This is a genomic window from Enterobacter cloacae complex sp. 402C9 (genome assembly GCF_050030745.1).
GTDB lineage: Bacteria > Pseudomonadota > Gammaproteobacteria > Enterobacterales > Enterobacteriaceae > Enterobacter > Enterobacter intestinihominis.
Window position 1 is genome coordinate 4,448,574 of sequence record NZ_JBLGUW010000001.1, and the last position, 20,821, is coordinate 4,469,394.

Here is a 20,821-nt window from a genome sequence, read left to right on the forward strand (position 1 = left end):
TTATCAGGAAGGCTGGATTGCTTCATCAATACCCGGCGTCAGAGTACGCCAGGAAATGAATATCCAGTCCTCTCCCGGAGAAATAAACACTGCCGAACCTGTTTCAGTTATGGAACTGAAAACACCGGTTGTACTTCCCCGGACATCACTAATTCAGAAATGGAGATTTATCATGAAAAATATCGTATTAGCATCCTTGCTGGGCTTTGGTTTAATTTCTTCGGCCTGGGCCACTGAAACCGTGAATATTCATGAACGCGTCAACAATGCACAGGCTCCTGCTCACCAGATGCAGTCTGCTGCGGCTCCTGTCGGGATCCAGGGGACTGCTCCTCGTATGGCCGGTATGGACCAGCATGAACAGGCCATTATTGCTCATGAAACCATGACGAACGGATCGGCGGATGCGCACCAGAAAATGGTGGAAAGTCATCAGAAGATGATGGGAAATAACACTGTATCCACGCCCGTTTCGTCAACGTCTTACGCTGCGATGGATGAGCATGAAAGAGCAGCGGTTGCCCACGAATTCATGAATAACGGTCAGTCCGGCCCACATCAGGCCATGGCCGAAGCGCACCGCCGTATGAGCAATGCAGGCTGAATGCGACTGTAGTATCCGTGCTTTTAACCTTTCCTTGATAGATTATTCCTTGACCGTATATGTGGCTACATTTTGGCCCCCATCAGGGGGCTTTTTTATCTGACTCAGCTACAATTAACCGGTAACTACCTTACAAGGAACTATTGTATGAAAATCAAAAATTCCCTATTTGTAATACTGATGTTATCCCTGCCTGCAATTTCTGCTGAACATTCTGAAATGAACATGTCAGATATGACCTCATCAGCATCGTCACAGGAATACATGGCGGGGATGAAAGATATGCATGACAAAATGATGGCCGCCGTTAATGAGCCAGATCCCGACAAGGCCTTTGCAAAAGGCATGGTTGCACACCATGAAGGGGCAATAGCAATGGCTGAAACCGAGCTGAAGTATGGAAAAGATCCCGAAATGAGAAAGCTTGCGCAGGACATCATTAAAGCTCAGAAAGGTGAAATCGAGCAGATGAATAAATGGCTTGGCAGTCAAAAATAAAGATTGCAAAAACGCCATAATAAGCGTAATTTTAATTCACTCCCGGGCACGGGAGCCTGTTAAACGTTAAATAATTAAAACCCGATTAATTTCGGGTTTTTTATATACTATACTCCGGTCCTTTGCTGTGGACCGGAATATATGCAGCAGCGATAATTTTTACACATTATCTCGTCATGGCAACAATATCGCTCAGGATCTCAACCAGCTCAATCCTTTCCTGCATTCCGTCATGATAGGTTGATCTTGAGATGATTCTTTCCGCTGTCATCCGGGGCCAGAATTTATCAAGCACATTATCGGGCTTCATTCCCACCGCCCGGCCAATTATTTTTTTAGCATCACAGGTGTCCGTAAACGTGACGGCTACACCGGTCATTTCTTCGATCAGATCCGGGCAGAGATAGTTCTCTATTTCACGTTTACGCGTGGCGAAGAATACCTTACCGGCATCCTCCACTTCTCTTTTACGTTTCTGAATGGACATAACCTGTGCAGGGTCTCCCCCAATATCGGAGTCCAGAAAAACGCACCAGGGAAGCCCCAGATCGTTGGCCAGATTCAATGTAACCCAGTGTTTGACGCTGCCACACCCTCCTATGAGGACTGGCACTATTTTCACGTCCTCCAGAGAGGCTGGCAGCACACCTGACTGTTTTAATGAACTGGCCGCATGCCTCAGGAAAGTGACATCCGACTTTCCCTCTACCAGAACAATCCCCTGCGCCCTTTCCATACCGGTCTCTGGTAGCACCCCCAGGCTTTCAGTGGCTTCCTTCAGCACAGCGTCATCCGGCATTTTTACTACGGGTTCACCCGCCTCATTTCGGGTGACATAACGTACACCTTCGACAGGGATCAATCCGGCCAGCGCCGGGACATGGGTGGTGACGATAATCTGACGGTGCGGCTGGCCTGCCAGTGCCAGCAACGCTTTCATCAGCATCATCTGATAGTTTGGATGCTGTGACGTTTCAGGCTCTTCGATGGCATAAATCATGTTTCTGGGCGTCCCCGCGACATTCTTTTCAGCCTCAGCCCGGAAAAAATTCAACAGGATAAGCCTCCTTATCCCGCTGCCGCGCTTATTGATGGGGATGCCATTTTCCCCGTCCAGGGTGAAATTGAAGGTCCACTTGGGTTTTTCCTTAAATCGTGGAGTCAGTTCACTGGCGAGTTCGGGGGCCATTTCACGTAATTTATCCAGCGTTCTCTGTGCGACATCCAGTACGCTGTCCTGGATCTCATTTTCCAGCGCTGTAATTTTGTCCTGCAGCGCCGCCTGAGCGTCTTTTACGGCCTGCTGTAAGGGGTTTTTAGCTTCTGAATCCCCGTCGCTGCTTTCCCTGTCGGCTTTGAAAATCGCATACGTGGGCAGCAAATCGAGGATCTTACCCCATAATGATTTTGTGTCGGTTCCAAACTCTTTATCGACATCCAGCAACATTTCCGAACAGGTATAGGGAGCGGCGGCTTCCCTGATGGCCTGACGCCATAACGATGCGGTGCGTTTATCCGCCACATTTTTTTCAACTTCTTTTCCACCGCCTTGAGTTCGGAAATTTTCATGCCCAGTAAATTTCTCAGGGGCTCCTCATCCGGGTGGATGCAGCGGATGCAGGTCTGCTCCGGTTTTCCTGAGGTCGTTGCTTTAAACGTTTTGACGATTTCAAAATTGCCGTCTTCATTCAGCAGATGTTCTGAGGCGAGCGTGGTCTGCACCCTGTCGTCGATCATGATAAAATCGGGCAGATCATCGAATTCACAGGCTATTTCAAAACGGCCCTCCCCTTCTCTCAGGCTGAAACAGTTCATGTCATTCTTGTCAGCCTTCATTCCTTCTGTTTCAAAAAAAATAGCCAGCGCTTCCAGAAGCGTTGATTTCCCAAAGTCATTACGACCAACAATGCCCGTCATGCCTTCATCAATAATGATTTCAGTAGAGTTTCTGTAGCCTCTGAAGTTTTTCAGTTTTAATTTTTTGAGCCGCATATGAAGTCCTGTGTGTAAGAAAGCGTTTTGCTGCAACCTGAATACAAAATATATTTTCAAATGCCTGCCAGCATGCAGGGATAACCGTTATTGAGAATATCTTAACGACATTTCTGGATTATGATCTGGTCGCGCTTTCTGAACTTTACTGCTCCTCAAAACACCGGAAGCCAACTTGTGGTTCGATACATGGCTAAGTTAAAACTCCAGAATGATGGGTAATAATTTCAATGCTCATTATATTTTTTGGAACTGACTCATGGCTTTTATGACTTAAATGATAATAATACACATTCTTTGATATTAATTATGTCGTACGGACATTGATAAATTTAAAGGTAGATAGATTTTCATTTACGGATTATTTCCTAAATTCATCGATAATGTGATCGACATAAAATTTTCATTTAAGAGTGAAGAGATAATTTATGGTTGTCCGAAACAGCTCAAACTGGTGTATTTAACATAACAGAAGAAACGAAAGGCTTCATAGCAACCTGATACTTCAGGCCGCTAAGGGGTTAATATTGCTGCAGACAATTAGACCGGGAAGCGCATGGCGTCACCATTTCTCCCGCCTGGCTGGAAGTGAAGAATCATTGTGCAAAGCTCCGTATTCGGGCTTTGCATCTGACAATGGTTCCCTGGATGAAAGTACGATCTCCACTCCAAGGACGCTGAACACTCTAAACAAACGCTCAAAACCCACACTTGCAGGGTTGGCCTCCAGTCGGGCATAAGTTTGCTGTGTTACACCCAAACGTTCAGAAACATCTCTTTGCGTCAGTCCATTGGCTTTGCGAAAGCCGATTAAAACAGGACGCAACTGATTCAAGGTCTTCAAAGCGTATTGAGTGTTCATAAGTGATCTTCCGTATCGACGGGTTAACAAGCACAACGAATGGATTTACAGCAGATAAGCTGTAATACTCATTAACAGACTATAGGCTGTAATACGCCTCTTGCCAAGATTCGGCATCTTTCAAAAACAAGGCCGTGTTGAGTAAGCAGTACTGGTATCTAGCACCCCTGACCACTTTGCTTGAGAGTGACCCAGTGACATTTATCGTGATCGTAGGTCTTTTAGACGTTGTTGCTAACCGGCATCATACTCAGGTGGTAACCCCCAGGGATACTCGGGAAGTGATAATTTATTCCCGCCCTAATCAAAATATATAACCCTATCTTATTAGCTTTCTTAGTAGTTTATAAATGAAGTAAAAATTAGCGAAGAAGCTTTACATTAAAAAGTGAGCAAAAATTTTTACCATTGAACCGGCAAAATTTGCAATCTGCGGCTTTTAGCCTGAGAAAATCCACATTAACAGAATAATCATCAAGTCCAACAGAGGCATAACTTACGTCCTCGAATAAATCGGTAATAAATGAGTTGAAATTACAAAAATTAACCTCACTCAATATCCTGAACACCGCAGAAATATAACTACTATGCATTATCCTGACTTCAATAACCTTTAATAAACTAGAATGCGATTTACTTTTAAAGAGGTCAAAGAGAAAGTAAACCAGCTCATTTTTATTGTCAGAAATCCATTTTAAAATTTTATCCCTGGCACATGGCAATAAATACAATGGAGTTTTGAAAGGATTTGAAATGTCAACCACAAGGGAACAATAACCATGAGGATTTATTCCACTTATAATTAAGTCACTAAGTCCTTTCACTGCATCCAAATAGTTGTCAAAACAAACCTCATATAAACAGGTACTATGAGCTGCACATTTAGATTCAAACAACCATCTATGACGAAGATAACCAATGCCTTTAGAGTGTATATCTTCAATAATACATTTATGGCAGTAACGAATCTTTGAGATGTTTACCAATGGATATGAATTAGTTATGTGTAAATTATTTCGACAGGCATCTTCAACAGCGTTGAAATACCCGTAAACACCAGAAGATAACGACACTATATTGGAAGTTAGTATATAACCATTTCTTGTGGCAAGAATGTCATATATATCCTGCAAACTATGCAATTTGTACATATCAATCAGTTCGAGCCGAGGAAAGGCATCGTACCTTATAGTTCACCATGCTTAGATATTATGTTCCTGCAATTGGATAAGTTATACATTATCTGTGAACGCAGAAGAAAACTGTGCCACAATTCATTTTCGTAAACCATATCACTCCCTCTTATTTAATTAGATTCTTTTTCCTGAGAAGTGTCATTGTCATTGGTAGTTTATCTCTGTATTTCAAAAGCCAGTTATGCCCCCCCAGTAAAGCATCCAGGCTTGTAAGTGACATCGGGTATTGCCCCTGAGATAAAACAACATTTATTAATGATGATGAGATTATATCTCTCTCGCTCCAGTCTACTCTTTTATTTCTATAACATCGTACTGCTTTAGGAAGACAGGAATTAAGCCAGCCATTTTCATGTTTATTTAGCCAAAAGAAACTAGCATAACAACTTTCCTTGACTAACTTTCGCGTTACAGAAATGGATTGATTATGTATAAATCTTAATATTTTCTGCTTATGACGCCGTCTTAAAGAATCTTTTTTACATTTTTTACGCCATGAGCATAAACCGTAACAAGATGAAATTACAGAGGATACAGTTCCTTCCGATAATGAGTTTTTCTCAGCTATGGATGCCAGACTAAACCCCCTTACAGCCATAGACTTGATAAGCAATTCAGTGAATATATTAATTTTTGTGTTTCGCTTAAACGCCCTCAGGTATTTTTTATAAATAAGTGTTTTAATGTAACATCTGCTGCGATTAAATTCTCTCCCAAGGTTGCTAACACTAGTATTATTTTCAGCCATATGAAAGCTGTATTCCTTATGACTTTTAAAGATTTCTTTCTTTTTATTAGGACGACTTCCTGCATACGTTGGCCAGCAAGTATTTAACAAACAATAACAAAGCAAAAGGTGCTTTGTGGGATGCTGACAACATTTATCTTTGAGTATAGGCTCCCAGTAGTGATAATCAGTAAGGGATGTCGGTAGAAGCTCCGATGAACCCTCCCCAAATAACTGGCACTTAGCATAAACATGTGCGTAAAATACATTTTTCTTCAGATTCCCGTCCAATGATAATAAATTTAACTTTTTAAGTACATCCATGTAATTTGGGTGACAAATTTCTTTTCTTCTGATTATATTTATGGACTCATAACAAAATTTAGCAAAATCGAAGTCTGTCTCATTGCTGAGTTGTTCTGTATACGAAACAGGAGGCATCAGTCCAATACGTATGTGCGGTGCAGAAGGGACATTGATGCTTTCAAGCACTACCTGGTGCCGATGGCAGGTTGTAACCCCATGAAGTTGATGCGCCAGATGCCAATAAGTAACACCATAATGAAAAGTATCTTCACGAGCGCAAACCGGGCAAAACTTCAATAGTGTCCGCTGTCCTAGTGAAAAATTACTAAGGCGGCACAATCGATTAAGCCTGGCAGGGGTCGTGTTGAAATCCATAATTTCATTACGACTGATTGGTAGTGCCCAGGCAAACAGAGGGAGTAAAGTCTGTTCATGCCAGAGCTGGTCTGCACTTTCGGATGTATGAAGAGAAATAGCCTTTAATCCTGAATTGAGAATTGGATGGACGCTCATATCAGGTTTGTGGAAAATGATCGTTAACAGAGAAGATGGGGACATACCGTACACGGTAGCTGTCCGACAAAACCGACTGAACAAGGATTCATCAGGTAAAACAGACAACATTCTCATTTACCCCACCTCTCTTTGACCGTTACGAACTGATGACCTCATTACAATTTATTAAGTGGATCTGTATTTATAAGCCCGCAACGCTGAAGAGCATCGTAGGTATTTTTCTTTTCAGCTGTTCTGGTGATAACAAGATCATGGTCAAGAGACAGTATTTTCTCGTCGAAATTGCGCATAACCTCGTCTATTTTTCTTACGAATTCCTTGTGCTGTGGCCTGTCTATATCTCCAGGGATCAAAGCTTTTAAGGGCTTCTCTGACATGAACTTAGCCGAAGCATCACTTTCATTAGATGCAGAGAGCCATTTGGCTTCCTCGTCTTCAGTCGCTGCCCCCGGGAGTAAAGTATCCTTATATTCCTCCGTATGGCTTACGAGTACCGGTACAGAGGCCGACAAGACTGCACCAGTTATGATTTCATTACCGCTACCGATAACCTTTAATTGTGCCCCCCGATAAATCATCTGAGCCAATCCAATGTTGCCTTTAGATAAAATGAATAATTTTTCGTTTAACTCATCATTTAATGGTGTTTCAACATTTGTCCATTGTAATGGCCATAAATAATGAATAAACGATTGCCAGTCTTGTGAGTCGTATCTGACATTTGAAATTTTCATATAACCACCAGACTCTGCCCGCCTGGCAATTCTCATTTTCTTTGTCAGAGTCTCGTCAAAAGGATGATTTCCACAAAAAACCATAGATACCCCCATCGAATCTACAATTTCATGTAAAAAATCAATCAACTTACTCTCACCTCCAGTTCTTGAAAATTTTAGCCTCTGCATTTCATCAATAACAAGGATACCTAAAAATGATGATTTTATTCTTTGCGCAATCTGGCGAGCCAGAGCACCATTTCTAATCTCTGGTGTAGTTCGTTCAATACCAATTGCATCATCTAATTTTTGTAAAATCTCTTCACAAAGGTCTCTCACACTTGAGTTGTATGGACAATTAATCTTTACCCATACGATTTGCTTACTGAAGCCGGGAAAAACTCCTTTATAGCTGCTGTGTTCTATAATCTGAGGGAAATGATCCATGACTTGCTCGATCATGGTAGTTTTTCCAGAACCACTCATTCCAACTATCGTAATGGTTTCAGCCTGGGATTTAAAATATCCACTTTCGGGTTCAATATCAGGACGCTCAGTCCCATAGTAATGAAGATATTGAATAGTTCCGCTTTTTAAAGGATTACGGGCTGCATAGCTTTCCCTAAGTGCCCGTAAAATCATTTTATAAGCCTGGATAAGATTGGTTTGAGGGCAACGGAATTTCTTTATACGTTCGACATACTGCTCTCTAACATTCGCCGGGGCAGTCCAGCGGATTTTTTCGTCAATTTCGGGAAAATAACTCATTTCCAGAAGTACTTCATCTTCCGTAAGCGCTTCAGGAAGTGCTTCAATTAAGGGGTTGCCACGATACTCAGGTAACTCCTGTTCTTTATATATCGCTGAAACGCTCCGTATAAGGTTCATTATTCTGCGTCCTCAGTCTTCTTCTTACCTTTTAACCATCTTTGTTTCTCCTCCCGGCCAGGCAAAAGCAGAACCTTACTGGATGACGGAAGTAGGGGTTCAGGTCTTCCATTAGCAACATCAGTTCGCCCTAATGAATCAAGTTCATTTTTCCTGTTCTTTTTAATATCTTTACCATGTACCCGTCGAGATTCGTATATTTCATTTAATCTTTCGTTACCTTTCTTGTTAAAATCATCTTTATTATTGATATTGCTGAGTGAATCCAGAGTAAATAAATTAATTTCTTTTTGAGTATCTACCCAATCAGCCATTACATCTGTATCAAGATGAGCTTTACCTTTAAATATATCTCTTTTCTTAAGCAGGTAATGCTTTTTGAAAATGCTATTTTTGTCAAATCTTACATATATATAATCTACGCAATTGTCATCTATTCTTGCTTCACAAGTGGTTCTTCCAAATACTCTGGCACCTGATGCAATGTCTGGATCACATTCATAAAAAAGATTATTGTACTGAATCCCACCGGCGGTAATGTTAGCGTTCACAGGGATCAACAATCGTGCGATCACTTCGTCGGCCCCAACGGCTCTTGCGCTGAATCTCCCGTGCTTTAAGCTTATCATCCAACTATTTTTTGGTGATATTACGAGATCATTTTCAATCAGTAAGGGATTGATATAAGCCAGTTCTTCATATGTTCTCTGATTATGTGCAAGTATCTCCCGAATCAGTAAAGACGTGACCTCCTGAATCGTTAAACAAGCCCTGGATTGCGGTGTTGGCTCTCCTTTAACAATCTTACCCCTTCGTGTTGTTCCAATAAGCCTATGAATAACTTCATCATTTAGAATACCGAAACAGCGTTCAACAATGCTTTTTCTGTCGCCTCTACCGACTGGCGCAAACTCAAGTTTTGTCAGGGGGGTCATCTTTTCCTGAGGTTTAAGACCAATCATCTCCCCGTTGTCACACATCAATGTTAATGGAATATGAGAACAAGGCCAATCATCATTAGTAATGGAGATTCCAAATAATCTACAATATTCTTTTTTTGGCATAAAGCAATTTGCTAACGCTTGTCGGGCAGCTCGCCATGAAGCATGGTATAAAGAAACATGAAGGCCAACAATCATTCTTGTTGCGCGATCCACCACTGTATAAATAGTTGGGCGCCCAATGACTTTTCGTCTGTTTAAACTCGAAATAAGATGTACATCAGCGACAGTTGAGTCTATTTCGAAAACATCACCCGGTAAAACAGTTGTATTAGCCGCACTACCTAAAAGCGCCCGCATTTTGAGGTCTATTTCTTTTTTCGTGTTCTTCTTCTTTATCGAGAAATCTTTAGTGAAGAGTTTTTTATTCCAGTATGAAAATTGTTTTAAAGAAGGAACATATGGAGCTCTATTTTCTAAGTTCGCTGTTTTAATTTCATCCCTAAAATACAAATCAATATGTCTCTCTAATGTTTTCTTTATCGTATCTCCGTTAACTTTATAATGATACATAATGAGAGATTTTCTAATATTATTTATATCTCTTTCATTAAGAATGAAAACACGTGAACGTTCATTAGGTAATGCTCTGTTTTTCTTGGAATTCCCAAGTTTAATTTCATGTTTGATTCTACTTTTCCCAGCGGCACCACAGTTCGAGAATGCGGGTAGTAATGCATAAACATCCTGCCCATGTCGCCAGTACAACGCCAGAAGCGTTCTGATAGTATATTGTGATATTTTTTTATTTCTGGAGTAGTCCATTAAAAGGTGAGACTTTTTATGTAATGCATAGTCGAACAGAAACATTCTGTCATCTACAAGATCTTTAATGATATTGTAATTTTCATCTCGCCTTCCCCTGTCTTCATCTGTTATTTCTTTCTCATCTACTAACATATATGAAGGGTATATATAATCTTTACAAGTTATGCTATTTGATTCAATATAATATTTAAACAATGAAAATGAGAAAGGAATTGGCTTACCCGTTCTTTCTGATTTTATTTTAAACAAAATTAACAAATCAACCTTTTTGTCAAAATCCAAAACACGATAAAGCCCCTCTGCAAGCAAATCAGTGCCTTGAGAGAGCCAGACTGAATTTCTAATAATATCCATTTGCGTTCAGTCCTATATAGTGGCCATTGGATATTATCTTTATCAGACCGGTTTCGAGTATTGGATATGATAAATCAATTTTTATCATTTTTAATCCAATCATTGCCTGCAATAACATCATCGCTTCTTGTGCATCTACCCCAATGATTGATGAAATCATTGCACGTAGTCCCACTATGGGATAAACATCTGGTTTAAGCTTCCATAGGATTTTATCAAGAGGATATTTATCATAAAATACAGAACCATCTCTTAATACAGAAGTAACCCAACAAATATTTTTACCGACGACGTTATTGAGTTCCGAGCCAACATAAATTTGAAACTCAACATCAATCAACTGCCAAAACATCCTCTCTATTTCAAGTTTTTGGGCTTCGCGTTCAGGTATGCTCTCGTTTTGTTTTACTGCTACAGCTTTGTATCGAAGTCCGCCTTCAGGAGTTCTCAAGGTCAGTAAAAAATCGGTTGTCATAACATTCAGAACTTCGACAGGTACTCCTCTTACTCCCCTCACCATAGGATGTTGAAAATGTAGATGATTTGCTATTTGTTGGGTAAGCCGGAGAGGAAAGAGTGGGAATTGTTCCCGGATATCAATCACCGAGTCATTAAACTCAGCCAGATAGAAAAAGTTACTTTCGACAGAAGAAAGGAGATGATGGTTTCGAAACGTCTTAAGGCCAAAGACTATCGAACGGTTTCCACGGGATTTAACGTCCTGAGCTCTAAGCCAGGGCTGATAACTTTGGCCATAGCCCACTCCTATGCCGTCACCTAGCGCATTTTCATAATCCAAATAGGATTTGAGACGCCTACCCCTACCCATGATCGTACCCAAAAAACGACATTGATACGTACCTATATGTGCATTTTATAGTCTCCAACCCTATAACCACACATTCAGTAAGTATACAACGTTAGCGTCGTTTTTTGAGAATGGTTACAACTTTAGTGCTTTGTGTACAACTTTATTGTCTTCGGACATCAGCGAGTGCCTGCGCGCATGCCCAGGCACTGGCCCACGCCCACTGGAAGTTATACCCGCCGAGCCAGCCGGTCACGTCCATCACTTCACCAATGAAATAAAGACCCGGCACGTTGCGGGCTTCCATCGTGCGGGATGAGAGTTCGTTTGTATCCACGCCGCCCAGCGTCACTTCCGCCGTGCGGTAGCCTTCGGTGCCGTTTGGCTGCACGCGCCAGTTCGTCAGCGTCTCCACCAGCGTGTCCTGCTCGCGGCTGTTGAGCTGCTTAAGCGCAACATCCGGAATTTGCCCTAACACCTGCAAGCACTCCACGAGACGCTTCGGCAGCTGCATCGCCAGGGTATTTTTCAGGCTTTGATTCGGGTGCGCGGCGCGTTGCTCATTGAGGAAGGCGTCCAGATCGCAGTCCGGCACCAGGTTTACGGAGACAAACTCCCCCGGCTGCCAGTAGCTGGAGATCTGCAATACCGCTGGCCCCGAGAGACCGCGATGGGTAAAGAGCAGGTTTTCGCGGAACACCGTGCCGTCTTCGGCCGTAATGACCGACGGCACAGACACGCCGGAGAGCGTCTGAAGCTGTTCCAGCAGCGGCTTATGCAGCGTGAACGGCACCAGCCCGGCGCGCGTGGGTAATACTTTCAGGCCAAACTGCTCGGCGATTTTGTAGCCGAACGGTGAGGCACCCAGCCCCGGCATCGAGAGGCCGCCGCTGGCGATCACCAGGTTATCGGCGCTGACGGTTTCGCCGTTGAGTTGCAGCGTGTACCCTTGCTCGTTACGGGCGACGTCCAGCACTTCGGTGCGCAGGCGCATGACTACGCCGCCTTTCTCGCACTCGGCCACCAGCATATCCACGATTTGCTGGGCGGAGTCGTCGCAGAACAGCTGTCCCAGCGTCTTCTCATGCCACGCGATACCGTGTTTACCCACCAGTTCGATGAAATCCCACTGCGTGTAGCGCGCCAGCGCAGATTTACAAAAATGACGGTTCTGGCTCAAATAGGCCGCAGGCTCGACATAAAGATTAGTGAAATTGCAGCGCCCGCCACCGGACATCAGGATCTTGCGGCCAGGCTTTTTTCCGTTATCCAGCAGCAGCACACGACGACCCGCTTGTCCGGCCATTGCCGCACAAAACATACCCGCCGCACCGGCGCCAATTACTACGGCATCAAACCTTTCCACGTCAAAATCCTCTTCGTTAACTGCCGCGGATTGTAAAGTTTCCTCAGTGGTCGCACCAGCGTAAAAAGATATTACAAAGCCATTTCATTGATATTTAAAGATTATCTATTCAGGCACATTTCTCAAATCAGGTGGTATGTCAAAAAAAGTCTATATTTCACTTTGCCCGTTGCGCATTTGTCCTGGATAATGCGCCGCGTTCATGTCCTCAAAATGGCGTAACGTCCTATGCTACATTTGTTTGCCGGCCTGGATTTACATACCGGGCTTTTATTATTGCTTGCTCTGGTTTTTGTGCTGTTTTACGAAGCGATCAATGGCTTCCACGACACTGCAAACGCAGTTGCAACGGTTATCTACACTCGCGCAATGCGATCGCAGCTTGCGGTCGTTATGGCGGCGGTATTTAACTTTTTTGGTGTCCTCCTGGGCGGACTGAGCGTTGCCTATGCCATTGTGCATATGCTGCCAACGGATCTGCTGCTTAACGTGAGTTCCGGTCATGGCCTGGCCATGGTGTTCTCAATGCTGCTTGCTGCGATTATCTGGAACCTCGGTACCTGGTATTTCGGCCTGCCGGCATCCAGCTCTCACACCCTTATCGGCGCGATTATCGGTATCGGTTTAACTAACGCCCTGATGACCGGTACATCGGTTGTTGATGCGCTGAACCTTCCTAAAGTACTGGGTATTTTCGGCTCTCTGATCATCTCCCCTATCGTCGGTCTGGTGGTAGCGGGTGGATTGATTTTCATCCTGCGTCGCTACTGGAGCAACACGAAGAAACGTGCACGTATCCACCTGACGCCAGCAGAGCGTGAGAAGAAAGACGGCAAGAAAAAGCCGCCGTTCTGGACGCGTATCGCGCTGATCATTTCCGCTATCGGCGTCGCCTTCTCTCATGGCGCGAACGATGGTCAGAAAGGTATCGGTCTGGTGATGCTGGTTCTGATTGGCGTTGCACCGGCAGGCTTCGTGGTTAACATGAACGCCTCTGGCTATGAGATCACCCGTACCCGTGATGCGGTAAACAACGTTGAGACTTACTTCCAGCAGCATCCTGATTTGCTGAAGAAAGCGACCGGCGTAGACCAGCTGATCCCTTCTCCTGACTCTGGCGCACTGACTGCACCGGGCGAGTTCCATTGCCACCCGGCAAACGCGATTAACGCGCTGGAACGAGCGAAAGGCATGCTGGCCGATATCGAAAGCTATGACAAACTGGCTGTAGAACAGCGTGGTCAGCTGCGTCGTATCATGCTCTGTATCTCCGACGTGACCGATAAAGTCGCGAAGCTGCCAGAGGTCAATGCTGACGATAAGCGTCTGCTGAAGAAACTGAAAGGCGATATGCTCAACACCATTGAGTACGCGCCAATCTGGATCATCATGGCGGTCGCGTTGGCGCTGGGTATCGGTACGATGATTGGCTGGCGTCGTGTGGCGACCACCATCGGTGAGAAGATCGGTAAGAAAGGCATGACCTATGCTCAGGGCATGTCCGCGCAGATGACGGCGGCAGTGTCTATCGGTCTGGCGAGCTACACCGGTATGCCAGTCTCCACCACCCACGTACTCTCTTCGTCCGTGGCAGGTACCATGATTGTTGACGGCGGCGGTTTGCAGCGTAAAACCGTGACCAACATTCTGATGGCCTGGGTGTTCACCCTCCCGGCGTCCATCCTGCTGTCTGGCGGTCTGTACTGGATTTCGCTGAAGCTAATTTAATCGGCTGAAGGCGACAAAAAAGCGGGTCAGGAAACTGGCCCGCTTTTTTTATGCTCAGTGCCATATCATCAGCGCAATCATACTCACCACAACCAGACCACACAGGGCGCTGGTCAAAATGAACTGACGACGCAGGCGCTCGCAGCGACGGATAAACTCTTCATCGTGGTGATCGCGGTAGCGCTGGTAGTAGATATACCCCACCAGACGCATCTGCTTGCTGGGCTGTCCGTGCGAGGTGAAGAACCCTCCACCGTCCACATATTGATAAAGCAACGGATCGCAACCACGAAGTACCACTAACAGCGCACGTAACGATGAGAAGTAGCGCGCCATATTCACTATGCAAACCACGCATAACGCCCAAAACAATGCGACGGTGCTAATCATACATCCTCCCCGGCGTCCACCCACGAAGCAAGGCTCCTGAGCTACCGCACCCCAATGCCCTGACAGACAGTTCAGTGAAAGAATGACTAAAAGTCGATCCGGTTCGCGTTTTAATATCCGAACGGCTCATTAAATAGTGTAGGAGATCCGTTAATTTTTTTGCCACAAGGTTAATCGTTATCAACACCAAAGCTTGAAAAATATGTTTAACTGGGCCGTAATGAAGGCATCAGACGACGGCTTTCCCATTTAGTCATCGATAACTTAAGGAAGGAGTAACACTATGGCTTACAAACACATTCTTATCGCGGTAGACCTCTCCCCGGAGAGTAAAGTGCTGGTTGATAAAGCAGTATCCATGGCACGTCCCTACAACGCGAAAGTTTCGCTGATTCACGTTGATGTGAATTACTCCGACCTCTACACCGGTCTGATCGACGTGAATCTCGGCGATATGCAGAAACGCATCTCCGAAGAGACTCACCACGCGCTGAGCGAGCTTTCTACCAACGCGGGCTATCCAATCACTGAAACCTTAAGCGGTAGCGGCGATCTGGGCCAGGTGCTGGTTGATGCGATTAAGAAATACGATATGGACCTGGTGGTATGCGGTCACCATCAGGACTTCTGGAGCAAACTGATGTCTTCCGCACGTCAGCTGATTAACACCGTACACGTGGATATGCTGATTGTTCCACTGCGTGACGAAGAAGACGAGTAAGTGCAAAAAAGCCCGGTGGCGCTAACGCATACCGGGCCTACAAGCGGCACTGAATGTAGGCCGGGCAAGGCGAAGCCGCCACCCGGCTTTTTTTATTCCGGCGTACCTGAGTAGATATCAAAGCGATGCCCTTTGGTGGTCACCGCGTTAGTGGTCGCAACGTCCGCCAGCGGCGGCGCATAGTCAGGACGTTTCACCACCACCCGCTTCGTCGCCAGTTGACGAGCCGGCTCCAGCAGGCCATCGGCATCTAAATCTGGCCCCACCAGCGACTGAAACACCCGCATCTCTTTCTTCACCAGCGCGCTTTTCTGCTTATGCGGGAACATCGGGTCGAGATAGACCACCTGCGGGCGCGGGGTGATATCGGTCAGCGCCGTCAGGCTGGAGGCATGAATAAGTTGCAAACGTTCCTGTAACCACGAGCCGATTTCCGGGTCCGCATAGCCTCGTGTCAGCCCGTCGTCGAGCAGCGCGGCGACAACCGGATTACGCTCCAGCATCCGCACACGGCAGCCCACCGAGGCCAGCACAAACGCATCGCGCCCCAGCCCCGCCGTGGCGTCCACCACGTCCGGAAGATAGCTCCCTTTAATGCCAACCGCCTTGGCCACCGCTTCGCCGCGACCGCCGCCGAACTTACGCCGGTGCGCCATCGCGCCGCCGACAAAATCGACAAAAATCCCGCCAAGCTTTGGCTCATCGCGCTTGCGCAGCTCCAGATGTTCCGGCGTCATCACCAGCGCCATCAGGTTCTCTTCATCATGTTCCAGCTCCCAGCGGGCCGCCAGAACAGATAAGGCGCCGTCACCGGCGCCTGTTTCATCTACTAAGCAGATCTTCACGTAGCAATCAGCCTTTGATTCCGTAATGCTCCAGCATCGCATCCAGCTGCGGCTCACGGCCACGGAAGCGTTTGAACAGCTCCATAGGCTCTTCTGAACCGCCGCGGGTCAGGATGTTGTCGAGGAACGACTGACCGGTTTCGCGGTTGAAAATCCCCTCTTCTTCGAAGCGCGAGAAGGCATCCGCCGCCAGCACGTCGGCCCACAGGTAGCTGTAGTAGCCTGCGGCGTACCCGCCTGCGAAGATATGGCTGAACGCGTGCGGGAAGCGTCCCCAGGTCGGGCCTGGAATGACGGCAACCTGCTTTTTAATCTCAGCCAGGGTTTCGAGGATTTTCGCCCCCTGCTCCGGGCTGAACTCGGCGTGCAGGCGGAAGTCGAACAGGCCGAACTCCAACTGACGCAGGATAAACATCGCCGCCTGGTAGTTTTTCGCCGCCAGCATTTTATCCAGCAGTTCTTTCGGCAGCGGTTCGCCCGTTTCGTAATGACCAGAGATAAACGCCAGCGCGTCCGGCTCCCAGCACCAGTTCTCCATAAACTGGCTTGGCAGCTCGACCGCATCCCATGGCACACCGCTGATACCGGCGACGCCAGCGGTTTCGATGCGGGTCAGCATGTGGTGCAGGCCGTGACCGAACTCGTGGAACAGGGTGATCACTTCATCGTGGGTAAACAGCGCAGGTTTGCCGCTCACCGGACGGTTGAAGTTACAGGTCAGGTAGGCGACAGGTTTTTGCAGGGAACCATCCGCTTTACGCATCTGGCCCACGCAGTCGTCCATCCACGCCCCACCGCGCTTGTTCTCACGCGCGTAGAGATCGAGATAGAAGCTGCCGCGCAGCTCGTTGTTCTCGTCATACAGCTCGAAGAAGCGCACGTCCGGATGCCAGACGTCGATGTCGGTACGCTCTTTCGCGGTAATGCCGTAGATGCGCTTTACTACCTCGAACAGACCGTTGACGGCTTTGTTTTCCGGGAAGTACGGACGCAGTTGTTCGTCGCTGATGCTGTAGAGGTGCTGTTTCTGTTTTTCGCTGTAGTATGCGATATCCCACGGCTGAAGCTCGTCCACGCCGAACTCCGCTTTCGCAAAGGCGCGCAGCTGAGCTAACTCTTTTTCACCCTGAGGACGGGCGCGTTTCGCCAGATCGGTCAGGAAGTCGAGCACCTGCTGTGGGTTCTCGGCCATTTTGGTGGCGAGGGATTTATCCGCGTAGCTGTCGAAGCCCAGCAGCTGTGCCAGCTCGTGGCGCAGGGCGAGGATCTCCGCCATCACCGGGCTGTTATCCCACTTACCGGCATTCGGCCCCTGATCGGAGGCGCGGGTGCTGTAGGCGCGGTACATCTCTTCGCGCAGGGCCTGGTTGTCGCAGTAGGTCATCACCGGCAGATAGCTTGGGATATCCAGCGTTAACAGGAAGCCTTCCTGCTCTTTCGCTTCGGCCTGGGCTTTTGCCGCCGCCAGCGCACTTTCCGGCATACCGGCCAGTTCGGATTCATCGGTAATCAGCTTCGTCCAGCCCATGGTGGCGTCGAGGACGTTGTTGCTGTACTGGTTGCCCAGCTCGGACAGGCGCGCAGCGATTTCGCCGTAGCGAACCTGTTTTTCTTTTGGCAGGCCAATCCCGGACAGTTCGAAATCACGCAGCGCGTTATCGACCGATTTTTTCTGCGCCGTGTTCAGTTCGGCATAATGGTCGCCGTCGCGCAGGTCGCGGTAGGCTTTGTAGAGCCCCTCGTGCTGGCCGACCCAGGTGCTGTACTCGGAGAGCAGCGGCAGGGTCTGTTCGTAGGCTTCACGCAGCTCCGGGCTGTTTTTCACCGAGTTCAGGTGGCTCACCGGGGAGAAAATGCGCCCCAGCACGTCGTCCACTTCGGCCAGCGGCTGACACAGATTTTCCCAGGTGTACGGCGCGCCCTGCGCGACCACGTTCTCTACCGCCGCGCGGCAGTTTTCCAGCGACTGGGTAACGGCTGGAACCACATGCTCAGGGAGGATTTTAGAAAACGGTGGCAACGAAAAAGGCGTCAGTAATGGATTGGTCATAAACGCTGTCCTGTTGAAATAGATGAATGAAGCGCGCATCCGGCGCTGTGCATATTGTTTTCTGTAATGGGGTTAAGTGTAGAGGATTTCAATGCCGGAGGTTGTCGAAAAACGCCCTGTGGCGCTGCGCTTACCGGGCCTACGGGTAATCTGTGCCGTTCTGCTGTAAACTGTGGAAAATCGTCAATTCAGCGGAAAATCATTACCCATGCTCAGTTATCGCCACAGCTTCCACGCTGGCAACCACGCCGACGTCCTTAAACACACCGTTCAGAGCCTGATCATTGAAGCGCTTAAAGAGAAAGACAAGCCGTTTCTCTACCTGGACACCCACGCGGGGGCGGGCCGTTATCAGCTGAGCGGCGAACATGCCGAGCGTACCGGTGAATATCTGGAAGGCATCGCCCGTATCTGGCAGCAGGACGATCTGCCTGCCGAACTGGAGCCGTACATCGGCGTGGTGAATCATTTCAACCGCAACGGCCAGCTGCGCTATTACCCTGGCTCTCCGCTGATTGCCCGCCAGCTGCTGCGCGAGCAGGACAGCCTCCAGTTGACCGAGCTGCACCCAAGCGACTTCCCGCTGCTGCGCGCTGAGTTTCAGAAAGATAACCGCGCCCGCGTGGACAAAGCCGATGGCTACCAGCAGCTAAAAGCCAAACTACCGCCGGTTTCGCGTCGCGGCCTGGTGCTGATCGACCCGCCGTACGAAATCAAAACCGACTATCAGGCGGTGGTGGCCGGTATCAACGAAGGTTACAAACGCTTTGCGACCGGAACCTATGCCCTGTGGTATCCGGTAGTGCTACGCGCGCAAATTAAGCGCATGATCAAGGATCTGGAGGCGACCGGCATCCGCAAAATCCTGCAGATTGAGCTGGCGGTGCGGCCCGACAGCGACCAGCGCGGCATGACCGCGTCCGGCATGATTGTGATTAACCCGCCGTGGAAGCTCGAAGCGCAGATGAACAACGTGCTGCCGTGGCTGCACAAAACGCTGGTGCCAGCCGGTACGGGCCACACCACCGTAAGCTGGATCGTGCCGGAGTAATCGCAGCCATCGGTGGAACCTATTGATTTCAGGTATACAATCGCGGCAATTCACGATTAAGGACAAAAGCTATGACTAAGCATTATGACTACATCGCAATCGGCGGCGGCAGCGGCGGCATCGCCTCCATCAACCGTGCGGCCATGTACGGCCAGAAGTGTGCGCTGATTGAAGCCAAAGAACTCGGCGGCACCTGCGTAAACGTGGGTTGTGTACCGAAGAAAGTGATGTGGCATGCCGCGCAAATCCGTGAAGCTATCCATATGTATGGCCCGGACTACGGCTTTGACACCACCATCAACCACTTCGACTGGGATAAGCTGATCGCCAGCCGTACCGCCTATATCGACCGTATTCACACCTCGTACGATAACGTGCTGGGCAAGAATAACGTCGACGTGATCCGCGGCTTCGCCCGTTTCGTGGATGCGAAGACGATCGAAGTGAACGGCGAGACGATCACTGCCGATCACATCCTGATCGCCACCGGTGGCCGTCCGAGCCATCCGAACATTCCGGGCGCGGAATACGGCATCGACTCCGACGGGTTCTTCGAGCTGCCTGCTCTGCCAGAGCGCGTTGCCATTGTAGGCGCGGGTTACATCGCGGTTGAGCTTGCTGGCGTGATTAACGGCCTTGGGGCGGAAGCGCACCTGTTTGTGCGTAAACACGCGCCGCTGCGTAGCTTTGATCCGCTAATCGTCGACACGCTGGTCGAGGTGATGAACGCCGAAGGCCCAACCCTGCACACCAACGCCGTGCCAAAAGCGGTGGTTAAAAATGCGGACGGTAGCCTGACCCTGGAGCTGGAAGATGGCCGCAGCCAGACCGTTGATTGCCTGATCTGGGCGATTGGTCGTGAACCGGCCACCGACAACTTCAACCTGGCCGCAACCGGGGTGAAAACCAATGAAAAAGGCTACATCGTCGTTGATAAGTTCCAGAACACCAGCGTACCGGGTATTTATGCCGTTGGTGATAACACAGGTGCCGTAGAACTGACGCCGGTTGCCGTGGCCGCGGGGCGTCGTCTTTCCGAGCGTCTGTTTAACAACAAGCCGGACGAACATCTGGATTACAGCAACATCCCGACCGTGGTCTTCAGCCACCCGCCAATCGGCACCGTCGGCTTAACCGAGCCGCAGGCGCGCGAGCAGTACGGCGACAATCAGGTGAAAGTGTATAAATCGGCGTTTACCGCGATGTATACCGCGGTCACCTCGCACCGTCAGCCGTGCCGCATGAAGCTGGTCTGTGTGGGCCCGGACGAGAAGATCGTCGGCATCCACGGCATAGGCTTTGGCATGGACGAGATCCTGCAGGGCTTCGCAGTGGCGCTGAAGATGGGCGCAACGAAAAAAGACTTCGATAACACCGTGGCGATCCACCCCACTGCGGCAGAAGAGTTTGTAACAATGCGTTGATAATGATGCC

General features: G+C 48.1%; 15 protein-coding genes and 2 pseudogenes. 6 read left to right on the forward strand and 11 right to left on the reverse strand.

Annotated elements, in window-relative coordinates; all coding sequences use genetic code 11:
- Positions 1–172: 172 nt before the first annotated feature.
- Together silE and copM are read left to right on the forward strand one after the other, a co-directional pair.
- The gene (gene silE / locus ACQG1K_RS21260) at positions 173–604 is read left to right on the forward strand and encodes a silver-binding protein SilE (RefSeq protein WP_023321967.1); all 432 of its coding nucleotides are present in this window, start codon (positions 173–175) and stop codon (positions 602–604) included.
- A 147-nt stretch (positions 605–751) separates the two neighbouring features.
- Complete coding sequence (gene copM, locus ACQG1K_RS21265; RefSeq protein WP_049013324.1) at positions 752–1,102, forward strand: CopM family metallochaperone; 351 nt, start codon at positions 752–754, stop codon at positions 1,100–1,102.
- Positions 1,103–1,268: 166 nt separating this feature from the next.
- Here the strand turns inward: copM and ACQG1K_RS21270 are convergent.
- The 8 genes and pseudogenes from ACQG1K_RS21270 to ACQG1K_RS21305 all read right to left on the reverse strand — a co-directional run bounded on the left by ACQG1K_RS21270 (position 1,269) and on the right by ACQG1K_RS21305 (position 12,602).
- Positions 1,269–3,094 (reverse strand): annotated as a pseudogene (locus tag ACQG1K_RS21270) (AAA family ATPase).
- A 562-nt stretch (positions 3,095–3,656) separates the two neighbouring features.
- Positions 3,657–3,956, reverse strand: coding sequence for a helix-turn-helix domain-containing protein (locus ACQG1K_RS21275; RefSeq protein WP_001097217.1), 300 nt, complete (start codon positions 3,954–3,956; stop codon positions 3,657–3,659).
- A gap of 362 nt (positions 3,957–4,318) precedes the next feature.
- Positions 4,319–5,247: pseudogene (locus ACQG1K_RS21280) on the reverse strand (hypothetical protein).
- Positions 5,248–5,258: 11 nt separating this feature from the next.
- Complete coding sequence (locus ACQG1K_RS21285) at positions 5,259–6,815, reverse strand: TnsD family Tn7-like transposition protein (RefSeq protein WP_024143025.1); 1,557 nt, start codon at positions 6,813–6,815, stop codon at positions 5,259–5,261.
- A gap of 41 nt (positions 6,816–6,856) precedes the next feature.
- On the reverse strand, positions 6,857–8,305 hold the full coding sequence (locus ACQG1K_RS21290) for an ATP-binding protein (RefSeq protein WP_001049182.1): 1,449 nt from the start codon (positions 8,303–8,305) through the stop codon (positions 6,857–6,859).
- Positions 8,305–10,428 (reverse strand): transposase, encoded by a 2,124-nt coding sequence (locus ACQG1K_RS21295; RefSeq protein ID WP_000351431.1) that lies wholly within the window; start codon positions 10,426–10,428, stop codon positions 8,305–8,307. Before ACQG1K_RS21295 ends, ACQG1K_RS21290 begins: the two co-directional genes overlap by 1 nt.
- Entirely contained in the window at positions 10,415–11,257 is an 843-nt protein-coding gene (locus ACQG1K_RS21300) for a TnsA endonuclease N-terminal domain-containing protein (protein ID WP_020833813.1), read from the reverse strand. The genes ACQG1K_RS21295 and ACQG1K_RS21300 overlap by 14 nt, the downstream gene beginning before the upstream one ends.
- Before the next feature lie 142 nt (positions 11,258–11,399).
- Positions 11,400–12,602, reverse strand: a complete 1,203-nt coding sequence (locus ACQG1K_RS21305; protein ID WP_150312897.1) for an NAD(P)/FAD-dependent oxidoreductase — start codon at positions 12,600–12,602, stop codon at positions 11,400–11,402.
- 228 nt (positions 12,603–12,830) lie between these two features.
- On the opposite strand from ACQG1K_RS21305, the gene pitA reads away from it, so the two are divergent.
- Positions 12,831–14,330 carry an inorganic phosphate transporter PitA gene (gene pitA / locus ACQG1K_RS21310; protein ID WP_022649706.1) on the forward strand — a complete coding sequence of 500 codons (1,500 nt, stop codon included), beginning with the start codon at positions 12,831–12,833 and terminating at the stop codon, positions 14,328–14,330.
- Positions 14,331–14,384: 54 nt separating this feature from the next.
- Here the strand turns inward: pitA and uspB are convergent, their stop codons facing one another.
- Positions 14,385–14,720, reverse strand: a complete 336-nt coding sequence (gene uspB, locus ACQG1K_RS21315) for a universal stress protein UspB (protein ID WP_003861224.1) — start codon at positions 14,718–14,720, stop codon at positions 14,385–14,387.
- A 283-nt stretch (positions 14,721–15,003) separates the two neighbouring features.
- Between uspB and uspA the strand changes: the two genes are divergently transcribed.
- Positions 15,004–15,441, forward strand: coding sequence for a universal stress protein UspA (gene uspA, locus ACQG1K_RS21320; RefSeq protein WP_003861223.1), 438 nt, complete (start codon positions 15,004–15,006; stop codon positions 15,439–15,441).
- Between the two features lie 92 nt (positions 15,442–15,533).
- On the opposite strand, the gene rsmJ is transcribed toward uspA, so the two are convergent.
- Positions 15,534–16,286, reverse strand: coding sequence for a 16S rRNA (guanine(1516)-N(2))-methyltransferase RsmJ (gene rsmJ / locus ACQG1K_RS21325; protein WP_032671543.1), 753 nt, complete (start codon positions 16,284–16,286; stop codon positions 15,534–15,536).
- A gap of 7 nt (positions 16,287–16,293) precedes the next feature.
- Positions 16,294–18,336: an oligopeptidase A gene (gene prlC, locus ACQG1K_RS21330; protein ID WP_038416884.1), complete on the reverse strand. Its 2,043-nt coding sequence runs from the start codon at positions 18,334–18,336 to the stop codon at positions 16,294–16,296.
- A 208-nt stretch (positions 18,337–18,544) separates the two neighbouring features.
- Between prlC and ACQG1K_RS21335 the strand changes: the two genes are divergently transcribed.
- On the forward strand, positions 18,545–19,387 hold the full coding sequence (locus ACQG1K_RS21335) for a 23S rRNA (adenine(2030)-N(6))-methyltransferase RlmJ (RefSeq protein WP_023298830.1): 843 nt from the start codon (positions 18,545–18,547) through the stop codon (positions 19,385–19,387).
- 71 nt (positions 19,388–19,458) lie between these two features.
- Positions 19,459–20,811 carry a glutathione-disulfide reductase gene (gorA, locus tag ACQG1K_RS21340; RefSeq protein ID WP_271074493.1) on the forward strand — a complete coding sequence of 451 codons (1,353 nt, stop codon included), beginning with the start codon at positions 19,459–19,461 and terminating at the stop codon, positions 20,809–20,811.
- The last annotated feature ends 10 nt before the right edge of the window (positions 20,812–20,821 follow it).

What these genes read in the sequence shown, in the direction of transcription:
- silE (WP_023321967.1), top strand. Translation starts at nt 173, where the DNA reads ATGAAAAATATCGTATTAGCATCCTTGCTGGGCTTTGGTTTAATTTCT.
- copM (WP_049013324.1), top strand. Translation starts at nt 752, where the DNA reads ATGAAAATCAAAAATTCCCTATTTGTAATACTGATGTTATCCCTGCCT.
- ACQG1K_RS21275 (WP_001097217.1), bottom strand. Translation starts at nt 3,956, where the DNA reads ATGAACACTCAATACGCTTTGAAGACCTTGAATCAGTTGCGTCCTGTT.
- ACQG1K_RS21285 (WP_024143025.1), bottom strand. Translation starts at nt 6,815, where the DNA reads ATGAGAATGTTGTCTGTTTTACCTGATGAATCCTTGTTCAGTCGGTTT.
- ACQG1K_RS21290 (WP_001049182.1), bottom strand. Translation starts at nt 8,305, where the DNA reads ATGAACCTTATACGGAGCGTTTCAGCGATATATAAAGAACAGGAGTTA.
- ACQG1K_RS21295 (WP_000351431.1), bottom strand. Translation starts at nt 10,428, where the DNA reads ATGGATATTATTAGAAATTCAGTCTGGCTCTCTCAAGGCACTGATTTG.
- ACQG1K_RS21300 (WP_020833813.1), bottom strand. Translation starts at nt 11,257, where the DNA reads ATGGGTAGGGGTAGGCGTCTCAAATCCTATTTGGATTATGAAAATGCG.
- pitA (WP_022649706.1), top strand. Translation starts at nt 12,831, where the DNA reads ATGCTACATTTGTTTGCCGGCCTGGATTTACATACCGGGCTTTTATTA.
- uspB (WP_003861224.1), bottom strand. Translation starts at nt 14,720, where the DNA reads ATGATTAGCACCGTCGCATTGTTTTGGGCGTTATGCGTGGTTTGCATA.
- uspA (WP_003861223.1), top strand. Translation starts at nt 15,004, where the DNA reads ATGGCTTACAAACACATTCTTATCGCGGTAGACCTCTCCCCGGAGAGT.
- prlC (WP_038416884.1), bottom strand. Translation starts at nt 18,336, where the DNA reads ATGACCAATCCATTACTGACGCCTTTTTCGTTGCCACCGTTTTCTAAA.
- ACQG1K_RS21335 (WP_023298830.1), top strand. Translation starts at nt 18,545, where the DNA reads ATGCTCAGTTATCGCCACAGCTTCCACGCTGGCAACCACGCCGACGTC.
- gorA (WP_271074493.1), top strand. Translation starts at nt 19,459, where the DNA reads ATGACTAAGCATTATGACTACATCGCAATCGGCGGCGGCAGCGGCGGC.